Below are 20,646 nucleotides of genomic sequence, written 5' to 3' on the forward strand. Positions count from 1 at the left end.
TTCTGATCATAACACACGCAGCCGCAAGGCCGCACAGAACTCTATTGCCTTTACAATTCTAAACTCCAACATGATGAATACCCTTCAAAACAAAGTCGCCCTGATTACAGGCTCAGCCCGTGGGCTCGGTAAAGCTATTGCGGAACGTTACGCCGCACTCGGCGCCAACATTATTCTGAACTATTCACGCGACAAAGCCTCGGCCGAAGAGGTCGTCAGAATTATTGCCAGTATGGGCACGAAGGTCATTGCCGTACAAGCCGACGTTACCAAGCCGCAGGAGGTGACCCGGCTATTCCAGGAAGGTATAAAGGCCTTTGGCAAGATCGACATCGTCGTGGCCAATGCCGGCATCGAGCTGATCCAGCTACCTGTGACTGATTTTACCGAAGAGCAGTTCGACCGCGTCTTCAGCATCAATGTAAAAGGTTCCTACTTTACCCTACAAGAGGCTGCGCGGCACATTGCCGATCAAGGCCGGATCATCTATATTTCCTCCAGCACGACGACGTCGCCCGTGCCCGGCATGGCGGTGTACGGCGGCAGCAAAACCACACCCAAATACCTGGTGGAAATTCTGGCGAAAGAAATAGGCCATCGCGGCGTGACCGTAAACACCATCATACCCGGCCCCGTAGCAAACACCGGTGTGTTCACGGAAATGGCCACCAGCGACCCGTTCTACCAGGAGCTGCTGAACGGTTCACCCATGGGCCGGCTCACCACGGTGGACGACGTAGCCGATATAGCCGAGTTCTTTGCCAGTGACCTGGCCAGCTTTGTATCGGGTCAACACATGCTGGTAAACGGAGGATCAAAATACTAACGTATAAACATATATCATGGCAACGCTTTTAAAAATACTCCAGGTTATCCTGATGCTGACCGCCATCTTCATGGGCCTTAAACAAGGCTGGGCCATGATCACGGCAAAGCCCGACATGCTGCGCATGCTGGAGCGGTTGGGCGTGGTCCATACGGGCGTAACGGCGCTGGGTTTGATCACAATCGCCAGCGCCCTCCTGATCCTTTTTCCCCGTACGTTTCTCTACGGCAACTTTCTGATGGCTGCCAGCATCCTGTTCATCATGGCGCTGGAGCTCCAACACAAAGACCTCCGGGGTGTTGCCATCGAGGTGCCCTTCCTGCTACTCTCGCTGGTGATTATATACCTGGGGCATCCGCTCACCGCGAAATGACTTATTCTGCCGGCCATCCTGCCCGCGATTGGCAGGGGCCGGCTACTATCGTACTTTGACGGTATGAATCGCATTGTTCTTATACTGCTCGTGACCGCTGTTGGCGGCACGACTTCCTGCGCGCAGACCAGCGCCCCAAAGGCCCACCTCAACCATACGGCCATTTATGTACAAGACCTGGCGGCCAGTACGTTCTTTTATCACACAGTATTGGGCCTCGATACGATCGCTAACCCGTTCCACGACGGTAAGCATACCTGGTTGCGAACCGGTCCCGGCACGGCGCTGCATATTATACAAGGCGCGCCCGCACGGAGAGAATATTACAAGAACCAACACACCTGTTTTAGCGTAGCCAGTGTTGACGCATTTATTGTGTTGCTTAAGAAATATAATTTGCCCTGGGAAGACCGCGACGGCAAAAAGCAAGCCGTTACCACCCGTGTAGACGGTGTAAAACAACTGTGGGTGCAAGACCCAGACGGATACTGGGTGGAAGTGAACGACGCACGGGAATAAGCCATTCCTACCGAGAATTACGTATATCGCCTACCGCATAAAGGGTATTTACCTCTCGTTTTACAGCATTCTGACTGCCCTTACACTTGTCAGTTTGTAAGGGCTATAAATTACCCGTATCTTACCAGGGAATAGGCTATTTTGCCCCTTGCCTTACCCTATCGGAAAGCCTGTTCAAACTGGTAAATTGTATACTTTTTATATTCTTTATTTTGACACCCACGCCCTTAAAATTTAACAATGACTACCGTGGCTTTTATGCTACGTTGCGCAAGCGCGCGGACCACTACTTTACGTCCGGGAACATTTCGCGGCATGCAGATGGTGTCATGATTGCCAAGACTATACTTTTCGCCGGCGGCACCTTCAGCTTATACCTGCTGATTTTGTTCGGCGGCTTTGCTCCACTTATCCTGCTACCCATGGCCATTGTGCTGGGCATGTTTTCAGCGTTTATAGGATTTAACGTCTGCCATGACGCCCTGCACGGTTCCTACTCCCGGCATGCCGCGGTGAACACCGCCCTGGGCTCAATCTTCCACCTGATCGGCGCCAACACCTATAATTGGAAGATATCTCACAACATGGTTCATCACATGTTTACCAACATTCATGATCACGACGACGACCTGGTCGTGGCCCCGGGACTTGTGAGCGTTTGCCCCCAGGACCGCCCGTCGGCCATACAACGGTATCAACATTTCTATGCGTTTTTGTTGTACGGCTTTGCCAGTTTGTCGTGGATCTTCGTGAAAGACTATCAAAAGTTCTTTCAGAACAGTATCGGGAGCTACGACACCCGGAAACATCCGCGAATAGAATACTTCAAATTATTTTTCTTCAAGGCGTTGTATTATGTCCTGGTCATTGTGCTGCCATTGCTGCTGATGGACCAGATCACCTGGTGGCAATTCATGATTGGGTTTGTCGCCATGCAAATGGCAAAAGGGTTTGTGCTCGGCATGGTGTTTCAACTGGCCCACATCGTAGAAGATCTCGAGTTTCCAGAAGCTCATACTTCAGGTTGTATGGAAGATGCCTGGGCCGTGCACCAGTTGCGCACCACGGCCAACTTCGGCCGAAAAAGTTTCCTGACCACCTTTCTCTGCGGTGGACTGAACATGCAGGTAGAACATCACCTGTTCCCTAAGGTATGTCATACGCACTATCGTGCATTGTCAGACATCGTGGAGCAGACCGCACAGGAGTTTGGTGTTCCCTACTACGAGAATGCTACGTTCGGCACAGCGCTGGCGTCGCACTACCGCCTGCTGCGCCGCTTTGGGCGTGATGCCTTGCGGGCTAACAAAATTAAAGTAGCACAGGCTGCTGCCGCATAGGGTTATATTCCCGATGAGGTAGCCCAGGCGTTAGGCTTTCGTAAGACTATCGAGATGTTTTAGCAATGCAGGCATGCGATGTACCCCGTGCATGGCATGGATATGCGTGGCGGCTTCCGGTAGTGACATGCCAAGCACTGTAATATAAAGCGGCCGCAAACTTTCTCCTCGCAATACTTCCTGCTTATTTACCTTGTTGGTAGCAAAATTGGTTTTAGCTACACCGATTACAGGCACGCGGCGGCCTAACTGTTCGTACAGATGGCCTCCCAGGCCCAGCTTGCCGGCGTCGTCCAGGATCACAAAGCCGTCGATAATGATTGCCTGCAGTGACGCGATCTCCACTTGTTGTAGCACGCGCATGATACAAGGTAACTCTCGTTTATAGAACGCACCGGGTTCATAGGCTGGTACGTCTTCCATGACGTCTATCAATACTTGCGCCGGCGTGGCGTCCTGCCACTGCTCAAACAACACGCAAACAGTCTTGGCTTGCGTTCCGGTATAATACGTATCGAAGGCGGCTAGCATGAATGAGAATCCGTTTTACGAACTTTTGATGCATATTTGCATTGGCAAAGAAGCCAAAATAATGAAGAAAAGCATTATCGGCATTATCGTTCTGGTAGTCACTGTCGTTTCTTTTGTAATCGACGTCGTCGCCGCTGTTATAAGCGGCCATCTGGCGCAAGGTCTTATTCTGTTCCTGTGTGTAGTTGAGCTGTTCACCTGTTGGATTGCCTACCAGGTCGTACAGGGCAAAGGTTGGGCGATCATCACGCTGCTGGTGTATTACGGCATCCGCTCGTTTAACATCTATGGTGAGAGCTTCCGGTTTTATTCTAAAACAGGATTAAATATTGAAGTGCGCCTGGGCGGTTCCCTCGCAATCAATGCCATTACCTTTTTATGCTTTGTACTGCTCATCCGTGAGCTTGCCAAAATCAACCTTGCACCACCGAAACGGCTTTAACCTGATCACTTCGCCAGGTTACGCAACGCTACCTTGCGAAAATCGATCGGCTGCCCTTCGCTTTGCAGTGCAATAAAGCCTTCTTTCAGCGCGGTGCCCGGTTTCCAAACCGCCGAGTCATATCCATGTACTACGCCACCGCCGATGGTAGGATGTGTATACTGTAGCACGGTGTCGCCCTCGATGATGTGTGTAATGAGCGAATCCCCCAGCACGATCAATTCTGCCCGCACCCAGGCGTCGCGATCATATGTCTTCGACGTGGAGTTCAGGCAATGGCCGTCGTACAGCGTCCCGTTGTATACAATGTCTGTGCCGGGCGAGCACATATTCCCTGTAGGCCGTGGCTGGCCGTCGCCCAGGCCGGCCAGAAACTGCATTTCGACTGAGATCGGCCAGTCCTGCTCTTTCAGCATGGTCTGTGGATCCAGCGCGTGGTACATCACCCCGCTGTTCAACATGGTATAGTCAGGGGCACCACGTTGCAGCTCGCCGGTGAAACGATACTCTACCACCAGGTGAAAATGCGAAAAGGGTTGCTTAAAGTATAAATGCGCAAACTGATCCTGGAAGTCGCCGTATTGATCATAACGAACTTTGATCATGCCGTCTTCCACGCGAAAGGTATTCCCGAAATTTACGCCGACGTCATGGTGATGGATCTTAACGATCCAGTCATTCAAGTCTTTGCCATTAAACAAGGAAATCCACGCACCCTCCTCTGTAACGGGAGTGGAAGGCTTGCAGGTAATCAGTAGCAGGCTCAGTGCCGCCAGCGGCAGTGAGCGTTTTAGCAGGGGTATAAAAAAACGTGTCATATCTGTACAGGCAAGATAAGCATCTTGTTACAGATATGACACGAAATTTATAGGGGCGGTGTTTACTCCGACCGGAGCTTATCCACCGGCCGCGCCAGGGCGGCACGGACGGACTGGTAGCTGATCGTGAGGACGGCAATGGCCACTGCTATCACGCCTGCCCACAAAAAGACATCCCAGGTAATTTCCGTACGGTACGTAAAATCTTCCAGCCACTTCTGCATGACAAACCAGGCAATGGGAATGGCAATGACCAACGCGATCAATACCAGCTTCAGGAAATTTACGGTCAGCAAGCGGAATATACTTTTCATCGAGGCGCCCAGTACCAGGCGAATGCTGATCTCCTTGCCGCGTTGCTCGATCATAAAGGCCGACAGGGCAAACAATCCCAGGCACGCGACGGCAATGGCCAGGCAGGCAAACGTCACAAAGATGCGGCCCATGCGCTGTACATCGGCATACATGCGTGCATACTGGTCGTCGAGAAAAGCATACCGCACCGGCTGATGGGGCGAGAACTTCTTCCAGACCTTCTCGATCGCGACCAATGCATCCGCCATATCGGTGGCACCTACTTTCACCGAAATAATATTCTGGCCGGGTTCCAATGCCATTGCCAGCGGCTCAATTTTGCCGCGCATGGATTCGAAGTGAAAATCTTCCACCACACCGACAATCTCCCAGCCTCGATAATTCTCCAGCCGCTTACCGATGGGCTCTTTTAATTTCAGCTCGTGCGCCATGGCTTGGTTTATAATCACGGCGCCCGTGTCGGTCGGCATCCTGGGCGAAAAATCGCGACCTTGTGTAACCTTCATTCCCAGCGTACGGATATAGTCATGATCGATTTTCCAGAACTGACCGCTGATCGATTCCTCGGTTGCCCTTGTGCCCTCGTTCCAAAAACTATTGCCATTTCGTTTTGTGCCCCGCACGGGTAAATAGTCGCTAATCGTGGCGCTTTTCACAAACGACAACTGCAGCAACTCGTCTTTGAATGTTTGCCGCTGACGATCCATTGTATTGATACCTTGTATCATCACCACCTGGTCCTTATTAAATCCCAGGTTCTTATTGAGAATATAGTCCATCTGCCGATAGATAATAACCGTGGCCGCTATGAGCACAATGGACGTGGCAAACTGGAAAATTACCAGAGTGCTACGCGTGGTCGCGTTCCTGCTGCCACGACTCAGATTTCCTTTCAATACACTGATTGGCTTGAACGAAGAAAGATAGAACGAAGGATAAAGGCCGGCCAATATACCGATGATAAAGATCGCGGCGAACAGTAGCGGATACAACTGCCAGGTGGCCCAGGGAAACACCAGTGACTTGGAAGCTAGCTGATTGAAGTACGGTATCAGCAACCATGCCAGCATGGCACCAAGCACGAACGAGATCAGACTAAAGAGCAACGATTCGGTCAGAAATTGGTAAATAATGTTACTGCGGTGCGAGCCGACAGTCTTTCGAAGACCAACTTCTTTTGCGCGGTTAGCCGACTTGGCCGTAGAGAGGTTAATAAAGTTGATACAAGCGATCAACAGTATAAATCCGGCAACGGCTCCAAACAACCACACAAAACGCACATCGCTATGACTGAGGCCATCCTCAATACCTGTGCTGTAAAGATGAATGTCCGTGACCGGTTGCAACTCAAGGGTGAAGTTCTTCGCCATCTCTTCTGCATTGATACGGCCGCTTTGCTTCAACATGGGCAGCAGGTACTTATCGGTAATCAAACCCAGTTTCTGTTGAAACTGACGGGGATCAACACCCGGCCGCAATAAAATATAGGAATGATAGTTCGTGGCATACCACGTGGTTTGCTCACCTTGCCAAAATTCCACATCCTGCAGGGTCATGGCGAAGTTAAAGGTAAAATGCGCCGTTGCGGGAACGTCGGCGATCACCCCACCGACCGTGAAGGGATTGTCGCGGTCATTGTTTAATACCAGCTGTTTGCCCACCGGATTTTCATTCGGAAAATATTTATCGGCCTTACTTTTGGTAATAACGATTGTACGGGGCTTATCTAAGAGGTGCGCCGGGTTTCCATAGATCACCGGCAGCTTGAAAATGTCCAGCAGTTCCTGGTCCATATAAATAAAGCCTTCTTCATACGTATTATCCGTTTCGTCGGCCCGTCGCAATTGGTTGCTGCCGGCGCCAAACAATTCGCTGTTCAGGAAGCGCCCCGACTTCTCTACCTCGGGGAAATCTTCTTTCATTGCGCGGGCAAACGGAGCTTGAAACCATACAGCACGTTGAACCTCACCATTTTCTTTGTACACATTGTACATACGATAGATGCGATCCTTATCCGGGTACTGTGTATCGTAACGCAGGTCGTCGTGGATAAACAGGGTGATTAACATACAAGCAGCAATGCCCAACGCAAAGCCGCCGATCTTGATCGACGAATACAGTTTGTTTTTGGAGAGATTTCTCCATCCCACGGTAAAGTAACTTTGTAGCATGGCGTAATGATTTAAGGATCGGGGTGAGGATTTGCGCAGGGCAAAGGGCCGTATATAATGAATAACCTGATACCAATAATGAAGTCGCGCGCGCCACGGCTTCTTATGGTTCAGTGTCCGGTAAAAATCTTCTTCCAGGTCGCCCATGACATCTTCCGCGAGGTCCTCGCGCAGGAAACGCAACAGCAGGCGTTGGGCCAGTGGCGGCGGTGTTGTAGCACGTGTTTTCAAAAGGCGCCGAGGTAATTCAGTTTGTCAGCAAAGGCCGGATACTGGCTCCACAACGACATGCGAAAGTCGCGCGACTCTTTCAGTACACGCTTGCCTAAGGCCGTAATGGTAAAAATGCGCTTGCGCCGGCCACCACGTTCGGCCGTAGCGTTACCCATCTCTGATTTTAAAAAGCCTTTTGCTTCCAGTCTGTCCAGCGTAGAATGCGCTGCGCCGATGGATGTGGCGCGGCCGGATTGGGTCTCGTACTCCTCCGCGATCTTAAAAGCATAAGCCTCTTCACCCAGGATTCCTACCAGCAGCAGCATCACTTCTTCGAACTCTCCTAAACGCGTCTCTTTCATTTGTTACTAGATTGTAGAGTAAATAACGAAAAACCGGCTGATATGTTCTACAATTTAGTATCAAATAGTTTGGATTGGCATTAGAACTGTCAAAAAAAGGCTTTTTAATACCCCAAAAGGGTTATTGCCCGACGGGCGCCTACGTTGTTTCTTTGAACCCAATAACCCCTCTACCCCTCTATGAAACAAATTGTTTTCAGTCTGCTGGCAAGTATTCTACTGGTCAGTGTAAGCAGCTGCGGCAGCGATGATGATGACAAAAAACCGGCTGATGACCTTTCCGAAGACATCACCAACCTGGTGCCCGCCGCGCTATTAACCGAAATGAAGTCACTGGGCATGCCCATTCACGGCGGCTTGACACCACCCGACCTGACGGGCACTTTCCGCGCATCGCCCCTGGAATTGAAAGCCTCGAATATAGAAGGCGATCCTTATCAGCCAGGCCATATCTTCACCGATTATGTGGTAACATTTTTTGACCAGGATAATGGAGACCTGACCGTGAAAGTGAATTATGAGAATGCTCCCGAAAGTGGCGAAGGTATTGGCAGTTTTATATCTGGTACGGACAACAAGTTTTCGGTGTTTGCCGAGATCAACGCTTCTGCCAATGGTGACGACGCGCGGATGATCCAGGTAACATCGGGCACGATAACCGACACCGGCATTAAAGATTTATACTATTCACTCTTTATGCTCGACAACGGCGATAACACCAGCGGATACTGGATTAACGATGGGTCCGGCAGAATCTCAGCCGATGAAGACGGTTTCTCTGAAAAAGAATAACACTTCTCCCTCAGTGTGCTTGAAAACTGCGGTACCGGTGCAGTAGCACTGGTACCACAGCAATCAAGTCACAACAAAATATTGGTTTAGGTTTAGTAAGGTTAGGTTTAGTAAAGTGCGGGTGCTGCGTTCAGCATGGCGTGGTCGCGTTGGTGCCAATAAGGATATGCTGTTGGCATGGCGCTGGCATCGTCTAGTTTTTTAACCTGGTCGGTCGTGAGGTTCCACCCTACGGCGGCCAGGTTTTGTTTTAACTGCTCCTCGGTACGCGCGCCAATAATGATGTTACATACCGTGGGACGTTGCAAAAGCCAATTCAACGAAATTTGCGCGACACTCTTGCCAGTCTCTGCCGCTACTTCATCCAAGGCATCGAGCACTTTGTATAATACTTCGTCGGGCGTGGCATGCGCCGGCACGGGGCTTCCCCCTTGGGCTATGCGCGCTTCTTTCGGCACGGGCTGATGACGACGGTATTTCCCGCTCAGCAAACCGGAGGCCAGCGGACTCCATACCAACGTACCAACCTTCTGATCAACGCCCAGTGACATCAGCTCCCACTCGAAGTCCCGGGTCAGCAACGAGTAGTACGCCTGGTGGCCTACGTACCGCGCCCAGCCAAAACGTTCGGAGACCGAAAGCGATTTCATCAGGTGCCATCCGGAGAAATTAGAGCACGCGATATACCGCACCTTACCGCTTTGCACCAGGGTGTTGAGCGTGTTCAGCGTCTCTTCCACGGGTGTGTTCGCATCGAAGCCATGCATGTGATAAATATCAATGTGGTCGGTGCCGAGCCGGCGCAGGCTGGCTTCGCACTGCTGGATCAGGTGATGACGGGAAGAGCCGAAGTCGTTCACACCGTCGCCCATCGGGAACGTTGCCTTGGTCGAGATCAGCACTTTGTCCTGCCGCCCCTTAATGGCCTGCCCCAGAATTTCTTCCGACATGCCGCGAGAATAGACATTCGCCGTATCGAACAGGTTCACGCCCGCCTCCAGGCAAAGGTCTATCATGCGTGCAGCCTCGGCCACTTGCGTCGAGCCCCAGGCTTTAAAGAATTCATTGCCACCACCGAAGGTAGCTGTACCAAAGCTTAACACGGGAATGCGCAGCCCCGAGCCGCCAAGTTGTCTGTATTCCATAGTAAAATAGGTTGTGGTCAAATATGCGTTGTTCGCTGGAGGGAAGTTCGCAAAAGTTTGTCAGAAGCACACAGAGCATACGTGAGTGGTCATTTTTTGCCTAGCTTGCGCCCATGAAAATGGTAAGCCGGATTATTGGCAAAGGATACGTAAAGGTCACTTTCTACACCCCCGAAGAATGGGAGGAACGGCTGGCCGTGGATAAAATGCTGGGAACGAACATCCTGGCAGAATCCAAAGTGGAAGACATCAAAGAGATCCGCGAAGGCATGCGCGCCTGGGACAACTACAGCCAACGCTTCTACAGCGAGACGAGCCCACACACGTTTATTATGGAAGAGTAAGAAAAGCAAAGAGGCTGCCATGGGCAACCTCTTTGTGCTATAATTAAATTACTGTTCTTTATTCAACATCCCAGAACAAGCGCACTGCCGCCACGTCCAGGCCGCCCTCCAGCTTGTCAACCGCCGCATTGCGGTTAGCACCGTTTACCTGCTGCTCGATAACCGGGTAAATCAAGCGTTTTGGGATAATATACGTTTGATTCGGTACCGTCGGGGGAACCAATGCCGGAGCATCTAATCTTCTCCATTCAACCCAGGCATCGTAACCGCGGTTGAATAGGGCCAGCCATTTTTGGGTACCGATTTTTTCTTTCCAGTCGCCAGCGGCTGTTGCATATGCCACGCTAGGTTGGGCCAGGAAGGTCGTGATATCGCCACTGGCTACGCCCCAGTAGGACAGCGAAGCGGTAATCGCGTTATTGTAGTGAACCGCTGCATCACCAGTAATGAGGTTGCGTTCTACGGCTTCTGCCAACAGGAACTCTACTTCAGAGTAGTCCACCAGCAACGCTTCGGCAGTCGGGGCAATGATGCGCGCACTCAACCGCGAGAATTGCGTAACCGGCGTGTTCGTTTGACCATACGTACCGCCTTTGTAAATACCGGGAGGAGCAGGTTGCCCCTCTGGGGGTGTCGCAACCCACAGCGTGAACCATGCAGACCTGCGCGGATCTGAAGTCGAATTCATCTGATCAATGATCGTATTCGATGGCAGGAAATCCTGACGGCTCGTAAACAGCGAGTTCGTATTGGTTGCTACGGGGTTGTTGTTCGGCGCATCGTTGATATACGGGAAACGTGCATTGTCGGCATTCGCCTTCATCAGGAACTCACCGTTATTACGGGTAGCTTCTGTCACTGCTTTGCTTACGCGAGCAGCATCGGCAGGAACATCTGCGATTACCATAGCCAGTTTCAACTTCAGCGAGTTACCGAATTTTATCCAGAAGCTGATCGGGTTCGTCTTTCCGTTGTACAGCAGGTCACCGCCACCGAAGCCGATGGTATAGGGAGCGGCTTGCGTGGTATTCAGTAACCCCAGGGCGACATCCAGGCGATCAAGCAGATTGAGATAGATGGTGTGTGCGTCTTCATACTCCGGCAGGGAGTTGTTGATATCCAGCGCCTCGCTGTAAGGAATGTCACCAAACGAATTTACCAATACCGACCATGCATACACCTCAAGGATACCGATTTGGGCCAACTGATTATTCTTTACGTTCGGAAGGATGAACTGATCGGCCTCGATAATACGACGGGCCTCTTTCAAGTCGGCCAGTACGTCGCGATACAGCGCATCCCAGAAGGCCTGAGGAATGGTGCGCGATGTCATGATATACCGCGGCTCGTCCAGATACGTGGTGGTCGTCCAATGTTGAACATACAACCGCAGGTTGTTGCTGTTTACGCTGGGTGTCGTTACAATGTCCGCCAGATTTTTCAGCGCAGCGCTGTAAAGCGTCTCGGCCGTTACAGCACCGGCTTTCTTCTGGTCGATGTTATAGTCATCTAGCGAATCGACGCACGAGGTCAACAACGCGATGGAAAGTAATATGATTGATATTTTTTTCATGATTCGTAAGGTATTAGAATCTAAACTTCACATTAAAACCGTAGTTTCTAACAGTGGGGTAGGCACCACTTTGGTAACCCATGGCAGTGTTGCCCGAGCTCATGCTTTCTTCCGGATCGGAGTATTCCATGTTTTTGTGGATGATCCAGAGGTTGCGGCCGATAACCGACACGTCGATGCCTTTTACAAACTTCAGACCCGTCAGCAGCGAAGCCGGTATAGTATACGTAATCGCAGCTTCACGCAGCTTTACGTAGCTACCGTCGTATACATACGCCGCGCGGGGCGCACCCCCGCCTCCGTTGGCAACATAGCCGTACGCCGTGGCGCCGCTACCGTTGTAGTTTTCAGCATAGGTGGTGTTCGGTGTGCCGTCCTGGTTCACACCCGGCAGCAATACACCACCACCATCGGCTACGCGATCCCGCTTCGGATTGCCTTTGTCGTTAAGACCAGCCGTGATCGGCGTCACGCCGCTACCATCGCCGTACCACATATCCAGCGAGAAGATGTCGCCACCCTGACGAATGTCGACAAGGAAGCTCAAGCTCAGGTTCTTATACTTTAAGGTGTTGTTGATACCACCCAGCCAGGAGGGGTTCGGATCACCGATGATCTCGTTCGAGCTGGCCGTCGGGAGGTAGTAACCGCTCGCATTTACAACGGGCTGACCGTTATCCGGATGGTACGTATAGTTTGTACCACGGATGACACCGTACGGATGACCGACAGCAGCGTTCAGCGTTACACCACCCTGAAAGGCAACACCGTTCACCGAGATCGGAATGTTCGGCACCGGAACGCCGCCTTGGCTGTAGAGCTCAATAACCTCGTTACGGTTACGCGTAAAGTTCAGGTTGGCAATCCAGGAGAAGTTGGTGGTACGTACAGGAACTACGAAAGCCGAAACCTCGATGCCTTTATTTACCATTTCACCGGCATTTACAAACTTGGCCGTGTAGGCGGCGGCACCGGTGGTCGTAACCGGCAGAATCTGGTCAAACGTGCTGGTACGGTACCAGGTGAAGTCGAAGCCGAAGCGGCCGTCCATGAAGTCCGCATCAACACCTACTTCCACGCTGTTTGTTCTTTCGGGTTTCAGATCGGGGTTGTTCTTGGTGTTGGGCAACGAGAAGAAAGGCACTGAACCCATGGCCGCAGGCTTGTCGTATACGTCATAGATCGAGAGCGGAGGCGCGTCGTTACCTACCTGTGCATAGTTACCACGCACTTTGGCGTGTGTCAGCCAGGGTGCATCGAGTAGTTTCGAAAACACAAAGCTGGCGGCAGCAGACGGGTAGAAGAATGTATTGTTGTCCTCAGGAAGTGTTGTTGACTGATCGCGACGACCAGCGATGTCGAGGAACAGCATTTCACGGTAGCCCAGGGTTGCACTGGCAAAGATCCCGTCGACACCGATCTTCTCCAGCACCTCCGTCGGAGGCGTCATCGGAGTTCTGGAATTCGACAACGAGTATAGTTTCGGAACGGCCAAACCACCGCTGGTAGAAGCACGAACAGAGTTCATTTCACTACGGCGCATGTTCCCACCGACGTAAGCCTTCAAATTCAGGTCTTGCGACAAGTCTTTGTTGGCGCTCAGCATGAGATCGTAGTTGGATTCCGAAAACGTGCGGTCGAAACGCTCGAACTTGGGAACACCGTTGCTACCAACAGCAATGCGTTCACCCTGATAATCCACGGTGGTGTTCACCGCGGCACGGCCCATAACGCTCAGCCAGCTGTTAACCTTATAGTTGGCGGAAACATAACCGAAGTAATTGTCGCGTGTGTCATCTACGAAGTTTTCATAGCGTGTCCAGTATGAGTTATCCATGTAGATCGGGCGGTTCCGGTCTGAATTCCAGTTCCATGTAATGTTCTGCCTGTTGCGAAAATACGCTTCACGTAGATCTTTCATGTCTACATGCCCAGCCCACCACTGGCGGAATACCTGGTTCGGGTTCGCCGAGCTATAGCCTGTACCATAGCGGCCCAGACCTTCCACCCGTGTGTAGTTACCCGAAGCCGTTACGGTCAGCTTTTCCGTAAAATCAAACGAGGTCGAGAAGTTGAACATGTTTTTGTTCAGCTCGCTGTTGGGCAGTACGCCGGTCTCATCGCTGCGGGTATAGCCCACTTTGAAGGTTGTTTTGTCATTACCACCGCTCAGCAAAATGCTTTGATTGGATTGTCTGGCGGTTTCATAATAATATTCCGGACCGTTTTCCGCAAATCTCCAGGTAGTAGGGAGGTGATAGTTGGGGTGATTAGGATCAAAAGCATCCCAGTTATATACCGATTGACCTTCGAATTTCGGACCGAAAGAAGCATCTGCCGTGAAGTTCGGCACCGGACGGTCAACTCCATTGTATGTTTCGTTAGGAGCGAAGGTCTGCACATAGCCACCACCATACTCCTCCTGGAATTTAACGAACGTACTCTTGTCGATCTTACCCCAGGTAACGCCGCTGTTCACAACGATGTCAAAGGTATTTTTACGACCCTTCTTGGTCGTGATCATAATTACACCGTTAGCAGCACGCGAGCCGTAAAGCGCTGAAGCCGCAGCACCTTTCAGGATGTTGACCGACTCGATGTTGTCAGGGTTAATGTCAGCCGCTGCGTTACCGTAGTCGACGCCGGGAGCACCGTTACGTTGGTTGTTGGTGTTCGTGTTGGCGTTCGATACGGGCACGCCGTCGATCACGAACAAAGCCTGGTTGTTGTTCATGATGGACTTATAACCACGAATAACGATGTTGGTAGAACCACCCATGTTGTTGTTGGTCTTCACGTCCACACCGGCTGCACGGCCTGAGAGTGAATTGACAAAGTTTGTGGAGCGGTTGCGGGTCATGTCCTCTCCGCGAACCTCCTGCGCTGAGTAGGGCAGCTCGTTCTTGCTCCGCTCGATACCAAGGGCAGTAACCACCACTTCGCTGAGCTGTCGGGCGTCTGTCGCCATGTTCACAACAACTGATGTCTGGCCGCCAATGGCGACTTCTTGCGTGGCAAGACCAATAAAGCTGAAAATTAAAACCCCATCCGGGGGAGCCGTCAAGGAATAATTTCCTTCGGCATCGGTCACGGTTCCGTTGGTAGTACCTTTAATCACAACGTTCACACCGGGCAGTGGTCCTCCGTCTTCTGCGGAAAGCACCCTGCCTGTGATTCGTTCTTGCGCTTGCGCCAGGCCAAAAGACGCCAGCGTTAGCACTGCCACAAAGCAGGCGAGTAGAGTTCTTCTCATAAGTTTGAATTTAGGTTAATATGAAAGCAATGATAGGACAGGCCGCAGGTCCAGAAAATACACTCTTTATACCCCACTTGTGAGAGGCTTGGGGTACAGAACCTAACCCATCTTGGGTTATTCTATACCAAACCGGTCTATTTCTACTTGCGGGAGGTGCCTGAGACGAGACAGAATTTTATGGAGAGGAAGGGCGAATTAACCGCTATAAAATGACGACAAAGGAAATTTTTGAAATAGAATCCATGCGTCCAGACGCAATCGTTTGTGGGTGATCTTTATCACCCTTCTAAAATACAAAAAGGCCTTGCGGCCTCTATGTTAATTGCGTGTTGTCTATCCGTTAGATCAAAGCTCGGTAAAGACTGAGACCGACATCATCTCTTCAGAAAGCAGTCCCAGGGCATAATAGATATACCAGCTCACTTTCGGCAAGAAGTTAGACGGCACAAGCCTGTCGGCTATGGCCTTCGACACCGCCTGCGCGCGGGTGTTTACTTCCAGCTTCTTATAGATGTTCTTAATGTGTGTCTTCGAAGTATCTTTTGCAATGCCGAGCTCATCAGCAATCATGCGGTAGGTAAGGCCTTTCATCATGAGCTTCAGCACGGTGGTTTCCTGGCTGCTCAGCGGTGAGCTGTCACCAGTATGATGGGCACTGATCACAATGCGCGCAATAAACGGATCGAGCGGTGCGCCACCCCTCATCAGATTATCAATAGACTCCGCTAACTGCGGCAAACAGCTCTGCTTTAATAAAAAGCCCGAAGCGCCACTGCCAATAACATTCAGTACAATGTCTTCATCGGTATAGTCAGAGATGACCAGAATATCGATCCGCGGGTATTTCTTTTTTACCCGGCTTATGAACTCCGGGCCCTTGAGAAACACAAAGTCGATATCCATAATAATGATATCGGGCTGGTCCCGGTCCAGGCCTTTCAGCGCATCCGCGCATTCGGCATACTGGTTCACGATCAGGATCTTATCCAGCGAGGACAATACATATTTCAAAACATTTTGAAATGGTTCATCCCGATCGACCAAAACCACTCTCTTTCTAAAAAACATAGTATCTCTTTTAACTTCCCTAAATTTTAATTCTTCGACTCCGTCTCACCGCAGGGTTGGGAGGCACAGACAATACTCACTAAACTTATTAAATATTATTATACCAATGTTAACAAAAACGCTCCATCATCCTCTGTTCTACGCCGTCAACCTCCTGCACAGCCGTTGGAAGCCTGCATACGGCAGGCAGGCATAGCAGCCTCGCCTGACAATAGATGTGTGTTACAACATTCGTAGCAATAATAGAACACACGGCAACACGGTAAAGTGCTGCCGACCTCAAAGATGTCTTAAGGAGATTAGAACGGGATTAGAAACGACTAATTCGATATGAAATTTGCGATCGCGGGATTTGCCTATTGGCCCACTGCCGTGGCCACCATGTACCACGCGCCGTGCGGCAGCCATTGTTCCGCCCAGCGCCAGTCGTCGTCCTTACCGGTTTTGAGATAGCTCAGGTCATAGTCAATATCAGCCTCGTCGTTATAACCGCCGGTAATGCCATTGCTAATACCGCCGGGGGCATTCGTATATTGATACGTACCGAAGAACATATAAGCAATGTTATTACGCCCTGTACCATGCAGCATGCTGGCGTCATAGGGATTTAAGCCCAATACCCAATTCAATTGATTCCAGGCGTATACTTGCAGCTTGTGACGAAAAGCTTCGTCGGAAAAAAATGGGACTGCCAACCGGGCCGCCGCCGCCAACGAACCAAGCCGTGCATTCTCACCTTGCCACCAGGGTGCTGCTTCAGAATCGTGCGGAAAGAAAAATGCAGTACGCTTCACGCCTTCCTTGTTTTGCACCAGCTGTCGCGCATAACCAAAAGGATTGTTTACTTCGCCCGTAACTTGCAGCTCGTACGTCAGTGACTTCTTAACACACGCCAATACTTCCTTGCGCACGGCCCCGTCGGCCACCGGGGCATAATTCAGCAATGCCACCACCGGCAGGCCGGCATCGGACGGGTGGAAGAACGGGCGCGTGGCAGCGTCGGCACGCCAGGAACCCTGGTACGTACCGGAGGTTATCAGACGGCCCATCAGGTTCTTTGCACGTTTGTCGGCCGCAAGTTTGTATACCGGCTTGTTCGTCACCTTGAATAATTCCGTGGCTGCCATCAGCGCACTGTAGTCATCCAGGATATTTTCTTTGCCGTCGTTGGTATAGTATAAATTGTTCTTTTCCAAAAATGCAAAGGCTTCTTCTGCCGTGCGCAGGTAGTCGGCGGCCGTATAGTCGCCAGACACAGAATACGTGCTGGCCATCGCCAAGGCAGCGATGGAAAGACCCGCCCCTGCCCGGTAGCTCACTTCATAGGTAGCCTGGCTCGATACGCGTTCAATGTCCCCAGGGTTCGTCTTGTCTTTGGTATCGATCGTCTTGATCGCATAACCCTTCGAGTCTTTACCGATCTTACGATCCTCCGGACGTTTCTCCGGTCCATGTCCCGACACCGAGCGGTAAAATGATCCATTCGGATTCTTTACACGCACCAGGTAATCGGCGCCAAACATCGCCTCGTCCAGTACACGACGTTTATATTGTTTGAAGGCAACCTTGTCACGTGTATTCAGCAAGGCATAGGTCTTAAAAAGACCCCACGCCGTCAGTGATATTTGCTGCGGATTAAAATACGTCGAAAACGACAAGTGTGAGAGGTGTTTGCCATAGTCGCCGGTAGCATCATACCATCCACCGTGTGCATCCACAGTCGTGTTGGTGTCTTCCAGCTTCAGGTTGCGGTCCGCTTTATCGAGCAACCCCGACGACCGCTGTCCTTTGAAATAGTATACTACATTCGACAGCGTGTTGCGTTCCAATACATCCACCTGTATTACAAATGGGAAGGAGCGGATAACGCCCTTGCTGGTGGTACATTCTATGTAATACGAACCTTCCTTCGTCACGCCGTCAAACTCCAGCGTCCAGAAGTGCCAGTCCTTCCACTTCTGTACCGGCCCGGCTTGTGCCACTGAACCTGAAAATACCTCGGCGTCAGTCTGGCTGTCCTTTACCCGGAAGGCTGTGACAGCGTCGCCGGCTTTTCCCTGCACCACGGCATGTTTGGGCCCCGTGGCTTCATAGCCCAGGTGATTGGTCAGAACACGAAGCTGCTGAGCCTGCGTGAAAAAGGAGAACAGACAAAGCGAAAGAATACAAAGAAAGGAATAGGGTTTTAGAATGGGCATACGGTTGGAATTTTAAGATAACATCCACCACCAAAGGACCATTTCAAACAACGATTGCATCGGAAGAATGATTGACCGGATGACCGGCAAAAGATTGGGATGTGCTAAAAAGCACACTCTCCGCCAGTAGGACCAGCGGGCCTGCCTACCGGTAGGCCAGATTTTTTATAGAGAACTATTAAACGAATTACTATGGAAACGGCCCAACGCAAGTCCATCGTGACCGAGCTGATTCAGTGCATTCAAAAAGGCCACGCCCACGTCTCGTTCGAAGAATCGGTGGCGCGACTGTCCAAAGAATTACGCACGCGTACACCCGCGTCACTGCCCTATAACATCTGGCAACTGGTCGAGCACATCCGCATCACGCAATGGGATATTGTGGAGTTCTGTACTTCTGCCGCACACGAGTCGCCCCCCTGGCCCAAAGGGTACTGGCCCGGGGAAGTGCCCGACGAAGTAAGCGATTATGCCTGGAAAAAATCGCTTGCCCAGATAGAAGAAGACCGCACACGTTTCTTCAACCTGCTGAAGAACCCCAAGCGCGACCTGCTGGAACCGTTCGAGCATGGTGACGGGCAAAACCTGCTGCGCGAAGCATTGCTCATTGCTGATCACAACGCTTACCACACCGGCGAGATCATCGTCGTACGCCGCCTGTTAGGCGACTGGGATTAATTACGCCCTCAGCACATACCGATATAGCGCCGTGCCCGCCAGCAGAAAAATAACACTGCCAACCGCCACCACAGTCATGTTGCTGCTGGCGAGCACACCCAGTAAAGCAATGCCCGCACCGACAAAGGCCGCGGCCGCGATAATGACAGTAATGCCAAACCGGTTCTGCTGCTGTGCCGCTTCGTGATGGATTTTCTGAACCGCCGGCGCCTCGCGCGTCGTGGCTTGTTGCAGGGCGAGCGCACGCGGCGACTTCATTCCCTGGGTATAATAATAGTATTCAAAGATGCCCAGCACAGCCAGGGGCAACCCCACCCCCAATAATGTTTCTACTGATCGATCCAGTTTAAATCCTGCGAATGCCGGCAGTAATACTTTAAAGGATAAACTTACAACCAATGCTACAATCGTTGTGAACACCACGGAGAATGCCGTTTGCCGGGAAGAGTACAGCGACCAAATAATGGGTGCAAACAACGCTCCCCCTGCAATTGCCGCAACGCTCAACACTACTTCCACAATACCCCCTGCCAACGGCACGAGCAGCGCCACACCAATTGTGCCTGCACCGAATAGCAGTGTAAAAAGCCGCGCAACAAGAATCTGCTCCTTCTCCGACGCACCGGGCCGAAAGACGCTGCGGTATACATCCTGGGCAAATACAGTAGCGGAAAGGTTAATCGTAGTATTCGCCTTGCTGGAAGTAGCGGAGATCATACCCGACAACACCAGGCCGATCAACCCCGCCGGCAACACACGCTGGCAAAGCATCATATAAGCACCTTCGGGTTCCAACCCATGCAAATCAGGATTGATGATCCGATAAATCATGGGTGGCAGCATCCAGATGACCGGGCTCAATGCATACAGGAACGCAAACAGGTACGCCACCTTCTTTGCATTGCGTTCGCTCGATACGCTGGTATACCGTTGTACATACGACCAGTTTCCACCGATATAAACAGTCTGGTATCCAATAAAGGCCAGCATAAAGCCGGCGGTATAATCATTGGCGAACGGCTCAAAGAAGTCGGCTGGTGCCTGACGGAACAAATTGCTGACGCCGCCAATCTGCGCGAACGAAGCGGGTATAACAATTAACACAGCGGCCATCAGGATAATAAACTGCACCACGTCCGTGACCAGTACGGCCCACAGCCCACCCGCCGCGGTGTACAATACAATCAGGATGCCGATACCAATAATACACGCCTCCAACGAAAACGGCGTCGCCACATACACCATCTTCCCCACAGGATATAAGACGGCACTGGTATTGACCAGGCTGAGAATTAAAATAAGGTAGGTATAAAACTGTTGCGCCCTTGTGCCAAAGCGCAGGCCAATATACTCTGCCGCGGTGCGCGTGCCCGTTCGTTTCCAGCGGGCTGCAATAAATACTGCCACAATCAGGCCGCTGATCGCCATCGTCAGTTGAATGGTATTGGCCACCAACCCATGTTTATAGGCAATCGACCCCCACACCACAAATGTACCCGCGGAGAAATAGCTGATAAAGAGCGACAGGCCATTGATCCACCAGGGTGTTTCCCCGCCGGCCTCAAAAAAAGCCTGACTACTTTTGCTGCCGGTGCGGGTAAACGCCAGTCCGATCGCAAAGATCAGCACGGCGAACACCGCCATGACAATAAAATCCAGTTGTACCATGAAGTCAGAAGTTG

General features: G+C 51.4%; 18 protein-coding genes. 8 read left to right on the forward strand and 10 right to left on the reverse strand.

From position 1 onward, the window contains the following. Positions 1 to 70 precede the first annotated feature (70 nt). The 4 genes from K7P01_RS10655 (at position 71) to K7P01_RS10670 (ending at position 3,058) form a co-directional block, all read left to right on the forward strand. Positions 71 to 826 (forward strand): SDR family oxidoreductase, encoded by a 756-nt coding sequence (locus tag K7P01_RS10655; RefSeq protein WP_267292739.1) that lies wholly within the window; start codon positions 71 to 73, stop codon positions 824 to 826. A 16-nt stretch (positions 827 to 842) separates the two neighbouring features. Next, complete coding sequence (locus K7P01_RS10660; RefSeq protein WP_267292741.1) at positions 843 to 1,199, forward strand: DoxX family protein; 357 nt, start codon at positions 843 to 845, stop codon at positions 1,197 to 1,199. Between the two features lie 63 nt (positions 1,200 to 1,262). Beyond that, positions 1,263 to 1,718, forward strand: a complete 456-nt coding sequence (locus K7P01_RS10665) for a VOC family protein (protein WP_267292743.1) — start codon at positions 1,263 to 1,265, stop codon at positions 1,716 to 1,718. Positions 1,719 to 1,930: 212 nt separating this feature from the next. Further along, a complete protein-coding gene (locus K7P01_RS10670; RefSeq protein ID WP_267292745.1) occupies positions 1,931 to 3,058 on the forward strand; it encodes a fatty acid desaturase family protein in 1,128 nt (375 codons plus the stop codon). A 30-nt stretch (positions 3,059 to 3,088) separates the two neighbouring features. On the opposite strand, the gene K7P01_RS10675 is transcribed toward K7P01_RS10670, so the two are convergent. Further along, positions 3,089 to 3,589 carry an endonuclease V gene (locus K7P01_RS10675; protein ID WP_267292747.1) on the reverse strand — a complete coding sequence of 167 codons (501 nt, stop codon included), beginning with the start codon at positions 3,587 to 3,589 and terminating at the stop codon, positions 3,089 to 3,091. 61 nt (positions 3,590 to 3,650) lie between these two features. Here K7P01_RS10675 and K7P01_RS10680 point away from each other — a divergent pair, with 61 nt between their 5' ends. Beyond that, positions 3,651 to 4,031 carry a hypothetical protein gene (locus K7P01_RS10680; RefSeq protein WP_267292749.1) on the forward strand — a complete coding sequence of 127 codons (381 nt, stop codon included), beginning with the start codon at positions 3,651 to 3,653 and terminating at the stop codon, positions 4,029 to 4,031. 5 nt (positions 4,032 to 4,036) lie between these two features. Here K7P01_RS10680 and K7P01_RS10685 read toward each other — a convergent pair whose 3' ends face one another. From K7P01_RS10685 to K7P01_RS10695, 3 genes are all read right to left on the reverse strand, one after another. Beyond that, positions 4,037 to 4,849: a 3-keto-disaccharide hydrolase gene (locus K7P01_RS10685; RefSeq protein WP_267292751.1), complete on the reverse strand. Its 813-nt coding sequence runs from the start codon at positions 4,847 to 4,849 to the stop codon at positions 4,037 to 4,039. Positions 4,850 to 4,911: 62 nt separating this feature from the next. Continuing rightward, positions 4,912 to 7,566 (reverse strand): ABC transporter permease, encoded by a 2,655-nt coding sequence (locus K7P01_RS10690; RefSeq protein WP_267292753.1) that lies wholly within the window; start codon positions 7,564 to 7,566, stop codon positions 4,912 to 4,914. Then, the gene (locus tag K7P01_RS10695; protein WP_267292755.1) at positions 7,563 to 7,910 is read right to left on the reverse strand and encodes a PadR family transcriptional regulator; all 348 of its coding nucleotides are present in this window, start codon (positions 7,908 to 7,910) and stop codon (positions 7,563 to 7,565) included. Before K7P01_RS10695 ends, K7P01_RS10690 begins: the two co-directional genes overlap by 4 nt. A gap of 180 nt (positions 7,911 to 8,090) precedes the next feature. On the opposite strand from K7P01_RS10695, the gene K7P01_RS10700 reads away from it, so the two are divergent. Beyond that, positions 8,091 to 8,702, forward strand: coding sequence for a hypothetical protein (locus K7P01_RS10700; RefSeq protein ID WP_267292757.1), 612 nt, complete (start codon positions 8,091 to 8,093; stop codon positions 8,700 to 8,702). A 107-nt stretch (positions 8,703 to 8,809) separates the two neighbouring features. Here K7P01_RS10700 and K7P01_RS10705 read toward each other — a convergent pair whose 3' ends face one another. Continuing rightward, the gene (locus K7P01_RS10705; RefSeq protein ID WP_267292759.1) at positions 8,810 to 9,847 is read right to left on the reverse strand and encodes an aldo/keto reductase; all 1,038 of its coding nucleotides are present in this window, start codon (positions 9,845 to 9,847) and stop codon (positions 8,810 to 8,812) included. Positions 9,848 to 9,960: 113 nt separating this feature from the next. Here K7P01_RS10705 and K7P01_RS10710 point away from each other — a divergent pair, with 113 nt between their 5' ends. Next, positions 9,961 to 10,191: a hypothetical protein gene (locus tag K7P01_RS10710; RefSeq protein ID WP_267292761.1), complete on the forward strand. Its 231-nt coding sequence runs from the start codon at positions 9,961 to 9,963 to the stop codon at positions 10,189 to 10,191. Positions 10,192 to 10,249: 58 nt separating this feature from the next. On the opposite strand, the gene K7P01_RS10715 is transcribed toward K7P01_RS10710, so the two are convergent. The 4 genes from K7P01_RS10715 to K7P01_RS10730 all read right to left on the reverse strand — a co-directional run bounded on the left by K7P01_RS10715 (position 10,250) and on the right by K7P01_RS10730 (position 18,286). Then, positions 10,250 to 11,764: a SusD/RagB family nutrient-binding outer membrane lipoprotein gene (locus K7P01_RS10715; protein WP_267292763.1), complete on the reverse strand. Its 1,515-nt coding sequence runs from the start codon at positions 11,762 to 11,764 to the stop codon at positions 10,250 to 10,252. 13 nt (positions 11,765 to 11,777) lie between these two features. Beyond that, a complete protein-coding gene (locus K7P01_RS10720; RefSeq protein WP_267292765.1) occupies positions 11,778 to 15,017 on the reverse strand; it encodes a SusC/RagA family TonB-linked outer membrane protein in 3,240 nt (1,079 codons plus the stop codon). Between the two features lie 348 nt (positions 15,018 to 15,365). Then, positions 15,366 to 16,088 carry a response regulator transcription factor gene (locus tag K7P01_RS10725; protein WP_267292767.1) on the reverse strand — a complete coding sequence of 241 codons (723 nt, stop codon included), beginning with the start codon at positions 16,086 to 16,088 and terminating at the stop codon, positions 15,366 to 15,368. Positions 16,089 to 16,444: 356 nt separating this feature from the next. Beyond that, positions 16,445 to 18,286, reverse strand: a complete 1,842-nt coding sequence (locus tag K7P01_RS10730) for a glycoside hydrolase family 9 protein (RefSeq protein ID WP_267292769.1) — start codon at positions 18,284 to 18,286, stop codon at positions 16,445 to 16,447. Positions 18,287 to 18,478: 192 nt separating this feature from the next. On the opposite strand from K7P01_RS10730, the gene K7P01_RS10735 reads away from it, so the two are divergent. Beyond that, a complete protein-coding gene (locus K7P01_RS10735) occupies positions 18,479 to 18,964 on the forward strand; it encodes a DinB family protein (RefSeq protein WP_267292771.1) in 486 nt (161 codons plus the stop codon). Here K7P01_RS10735 and K7P01_RS10740 read toward each other — a convergent pair whose 3' ends face one another. Next, positions 18,965 to 20,632 (reverse strand): sodium:solute symporter family protein, encoded by a 1,668-nt coding sequence (locus K7P01_RS10740; RefSeq protein ID WP_267292773.1) that lies wholly within the window; start codon positions 20,630 to 20,632, stop codon positions 18,965 to 18,967. Positions 20,633 to 20,646 lie beyond the last annotated feature (14 nt).

This window comes from Parachryseolinea silvisoli (genome assembly GCF_021190955.1).
Lineage (GTDB): Bacteria > Bacteroidota > Bacteroidia > Cytophagales > Cyclobacteriaceae > Ohtaekwangia > Ohtaekwangia silvisoli.

Excerpts from the sequence above, each read along its gene's own strand:
- K7P01_RS10735 (WP_267292771.1), top strand. The coding sequence starts at position 18,479 with ATGGAAACGGCCCAACGCAAGTCCATCGTGACCGAGCTGATTCAGTGC.
- K7P01_RS10660 (WP_267292741.1), top strand. The coding sequence starts at position 843 with ATGGCAACGCTTTTAAAAATACTCCAGGTTATCCTGATGCTGACCGCC.
- K7P01_RS10730 (WP_267292769.1), bottom strand. The coding sequence starts at position 18,286 with ATGCCCATTCTAAAACCCTATTCCTTTCTTTGTATTCTTTCGCTTTGT.
- K7P01_RS10710 (WP_267292761.1), top strand. The coding sequence starts at position 9,961 with ATGAAAATGGTAAGCCGGATTATTGGCAAAGGATACGTAAAGGTCACT.
- K7P01_RS10680 (WP_267292749.1), top strand. The coding sequence starts at position 3,651 with ATGAAGAAAAGCATTATCGGCATTATCGTTCTGGTAGTCACTGTCGTT.
- K7P01_RS10685 (WP_267292751.1), bottom strand. The coding sequence starts at position 4,849 with ATGACACGTTTTTTTATACCCCTGCTAAAACGCTCACTGCCGCTGGCG.
- K7P01_RS10715 (WP_267292763.1), bottom strand. The coding sequence starts at position 11,764 with ATGAAAAAAATATCAATCATATTACTTTCCATCGCGTTGTTGACCTCG.
- K7P01_RS10665 (WP_267292743.1), top strand. The coding sequence starts at position 1,263 with ATGAATCGCATTGTTCTTATACTGCTCGTGACCGCTGTTGGCGGCACG.
- K7P01_RS10705 (WP_267292759.1), bottom strand. The coding sequence starts at position 9,847 with ATGGAATACAGACAACTTGGCGGCTCGGGGCTGCGCATTCCCGTGTTA.
- K7P01_RS10695 (WP_267292755.1), bottom strand. The coding sequence starts at position 7,910 with ATGAAAGAGACGCGTTTAGGAGAGTTCGAAGAAGTGATGCTGCTGCTG.
- K7P01_RS10725 (WP_267292767.1), bottom strand. The coding sequence starts at position 16,088 with ATGTTTTTTAGAAAGAGAGTGGTTTTGGTCGATCGGGATGAACCATTT.
- K7P01_RS10700 (WP_267292757.1), top strand. The coding sequence starts at position 8,091 with ATGAAACAAATTGTTTTCAGTCTGCTGGCAAGTATTCTACTGGTCAGT.
- K7P01_RS10655 (WP_267292739.1), top strand. The coding sequence starts at position 71 with ATGATGAATACCCTTCAAAACAAAGTCGCCCTGATTACAGGCTCAGCC.
- K7P01_RS10675 (WP_267292747.1), bottom strand. The coding sequence starts at position 3,589 with ATGCTAGCCGCCTTCGATACGTATTATACCGGAACGCAAGCCAAGACT.
- K7P01_RS10720 (WP_267292765.1), bottom strand. The coding sequence starts at position 15,017 with ATGAGAAGAACTCTACTCGCCTGCTTTGTGGCAGTGCTAACGCTGGCG.
- K7P01_RS10740 (WP_267292773.1), bottom strand. The coding sequence starts at position 20,632 with ATGGTACAACTGGATTTTATTGTCATGGCGGTGTTCGCCGTGCTGATC.